The sequence below is a fragment of the Desulfofundulus sp. genome (assembly GCF_049701015.1).
GTDB lineage: Bacteria > Bacillota > Desulfotomaculia > Desulfotomaculales > Desulfovirgulaceae > Desulfofundulus.
Window position 1 is genome coordinate 254 of sequence record NZ_JBNATZ010000001.1, and the last position, 2,797, is coordinate 3,050.

At 50.3% G+C, this 2,797-nt stretch carries 2 protein-coding genes and 1 pseudogene; all 3 read right to left on the reverse strand.

What is annotated here, in order from left to right; translation table 11 throughout:
* Nucleotides 1–1,306, reverse strand: a pseudogene (locus tag ACPLUI_RS00010) (hypothetical protein); the annotation flags it as partial.
* A gap of 156 nt (nucleotides 1,307–1,462) precedes the next feature.
* Nucleotides 1,463–2,029, reverse strand: a complete 567-nt coding sequence (locus tag ACPLUI_RS00015) for a glycosyltransferase (protein ID WP_424658220.1) — start codon at nucleotides 2,027–2,029, stop codon at nucleotides 1,463–1,465.
* Entirely contained in the window at nucleotides 1,929–2,621 is a 693-nt protein-coding gene (locus ACPLUI_RS00020) for a glycosyltransferase (protein ID WP_424658221.1), read from the reverse strand. The genes ACPLUI_RS00015 and ACPLUI_RS00020 overlap by 101 nt, the downstream gene beginning before the upstream one ends.
* Nucleotides 2,622–2,797 lie beyond the last annotated feature (176 nt).

The window sequence follows — 2,797 nt, forward strand, 5'->3', positions numbered from 1 at the left end:
TGGGCATGGTAAACGACTGTGGTCTGGGGCTGCTCTCCTTTTTTGGGCCGCCCATTTCCAAAACAATCACCCAGGTTGCCGGCTGGGGTAGTAAGGGTAACAGCAGATAGACCAGTGGTACCACCATAACCGAGAGTAGAAAAGGTTCAAGCACCCGGCCCAGCCTGGTACGCCTCCAAAAGATACAGTAGAGGGAGACCAGGAGCAAAATGAGTTGATAAAAAATATATCCTCTTTGTATGTCGGCGCGGATATCGTATGTCAGAGTGAGCTGGTTTAACATACGCTCCAAAACTCCTATTTGACCCCTTTCAGGGGCCATCACCCACATGGGTTGGCCGGTCATTTCAACAGGTATCTTTATGCCTAAAAAGTGCAAGATTGTTGGTGCAATATCGGTATTCATCACTACACCGGCCCTTTTGGTGGTGGGGGAAGATAGCATGCCGCGGGTTACTCCTTGCCCGACGGCCATGATGGGAGTCAGGTAATTTGAAACACCCGTAATAATGTCTTTCCCCGGTGTAGGAGAAACGATTAGCAGAAGATCTCTGTGCAGGTTAAGTCGCGGAACCAGTTGCCCGATAAATTCATCAACTCTTTGTAAAGTTAACCGGCGTTGTTTTGCCATTACTTTTTCCGAAACATCGTCCTGCATTTCATCAAGTCGTGAGAGATCTCCCAGTTCAAAAACAACCAGAGAAACCTTTGAAGGCAACTCGTCAAAAGTAGACAACAGCTTCGTATAATCAGTGCGCAGGCCACCGGGGAAGGATGGATCACTGGCCAGCATAGATGTACTTGCGTTACCGCAGTCTACCACTCCACTTTCATCCATGGCTATACTCAGGGCCTGTCGCCTTAGTCCCTGGGGGACATCGGCATTTCCTAAAACAGCGGTTTTCAAGCCCGCTCTGTGCAAAGCAGAACCTAAAGCGCCCGGTCTGGCCGGATAGGGGAGTTGCTTATTTTGTTTATGGATGCGCACAATACCCAACTGAACCAGCGCATCAGGTTTTACAATTACACCTGTGCGACGGTAAAATTCCTGCCCGGCGATACCCTTATCTAATTTCTCCTGGGCGTTGAAGCCCAGAGCTGCTGTGTCGTTAGCGCTGATATGTACCCCGGCTCCAATGGTAGCATAAGTATTTTCCGGGGTTGGAGCTCCTGCAGTATTATCGTTCATTAATCCCAATGCGCCCTGCTCCAGCAGCTGTTGCAAATGAGGCAGGTATTTTAAATCGGAAAGATTCAACCTGTCCACCGTAACCATTACTACCCTGCCCCCATTCGGTGGGGGCATAATGGGCTTACCCTGTTGACTTTTAGACGGCAGGGCATTTTGGAATGCCGGTTCGTAACCGGCCTGAAGGGGGGTGGGTAAAAATGTTGCCCAAAAGATTAGTGCTGTCATAATGATTGAGAGCCTGGTTTTCATAGCTACGTCACCTTTTCACTTTCAGGATTGTCGGGCAGGTAGAAGACCACGGTTGAAAAGTGCAGCTTTGTATTCCTCCTCAATTTTACGAACCATGGTTTGCACTGTAAAGTGCTGCATAACCCTTTGCTTACCCTTCTGGCCCATTTCTTCCGCTTTCTGTCGGTTCACGAGTAACTGTGCCAGTGCCCGTGCGAGCGCCTGAGGATCCCCGGGTGGTACCAAAAAGCCGGTTTCTCCGTCTACGACCACTTCCGGCAAGCCACCCACCCTGCTGGCTATTACTGGTTTTCCTGCAGCCATGGCTTCAAGAATGGTCAGAGGCAAGCCTTCAGTGGTAGAAGGCAGCACAAAAACATCCATCAAGGATAAAATTTGGGGGATATCCCGTCGCTCTCCGGTGAAGAAGAGCCGCCCCTCAAGCCCCAGGGCCCTGCTTTCCTCTTCCAGGACTCTCCGCAGGGGGCCATCCCCTACAACCACGAAATTAACCTGGTAATCCCGGGTGGAGAATGGACGCAGCTTGAAGGAAGTAGGATATACCCTTTTGTGGGGCAAGGCGGGCGATAGTACCCACCAGCTGGCCAAAGTGGGGGAGGCCAAGAGAACGGAGTGTCCCCCGCCTGTCAAACTCCCGCTGGAAAGGGTTGGGATCTATGCCGTTATGTATGGTGACCACCAGGTCCGGCTTTAATCTTTCCTTTAGCAAAAGCTCTTGCCTGAGGGCTTCCGATACTGTGAAGATGCGGTGGGTATAGCGGCCCAGGATACGCTCTCCAAAAGCAAAAGCACTTTTTTTCCAGGGCGGCCAGAACTCATAGAAAATGGAGTTATGAGCAGTCATAAAGATAATGGGAGTGCGGGCTATCTTGGCAGCCAATCGTGCCACGAGTCCTGCTTTGGAGCTATGGGCATGCATAATGGTGATTTTTTCAGCCACCAGGGTGTTCACCAGGATGCGTAAAACATGCCAGTCAGAGCGGGGAGAGAGTTCGCCTGCAAGAGGTATACGGACAACCTTTATGCCCAGTTCTGTGATTTCGCGGGTCATGTCTCCTGGTGGACAGGCTACAAGAGGTTCAAAAAGGTTTTTATCCCCCAGAGACAAAAGGGAAAGCAGGTGATTTTTCATGCCGCCCCTGGCTGGACGAATAACATGCAGTACCTTGATTTTTGACATCTTCTTCTCCCCCAGGTACATCTTCAGACGACCAGGTTTATCTTTACATTTACCAGTATTCACCAGTATTATTCCTGCCTTTATTTATTTCGCTATGGCAAGGGTATTTACCTCCCTGCAGATGAAAAGCACGGTTTGTAGACCGTGCTATAGAACAGCCCCTTCAGGAGCTTCTC

Excerpts from the sequence above, each read along its gene's own strand:
- ACPLUI_RS00020 (WP_424658221.1), bottom strand. The coding sequence starts at position 2,621 with ATGTCAAAAATCAAGGTACTGCATGTTATTCGTCCAGCCAGGGGCGGC.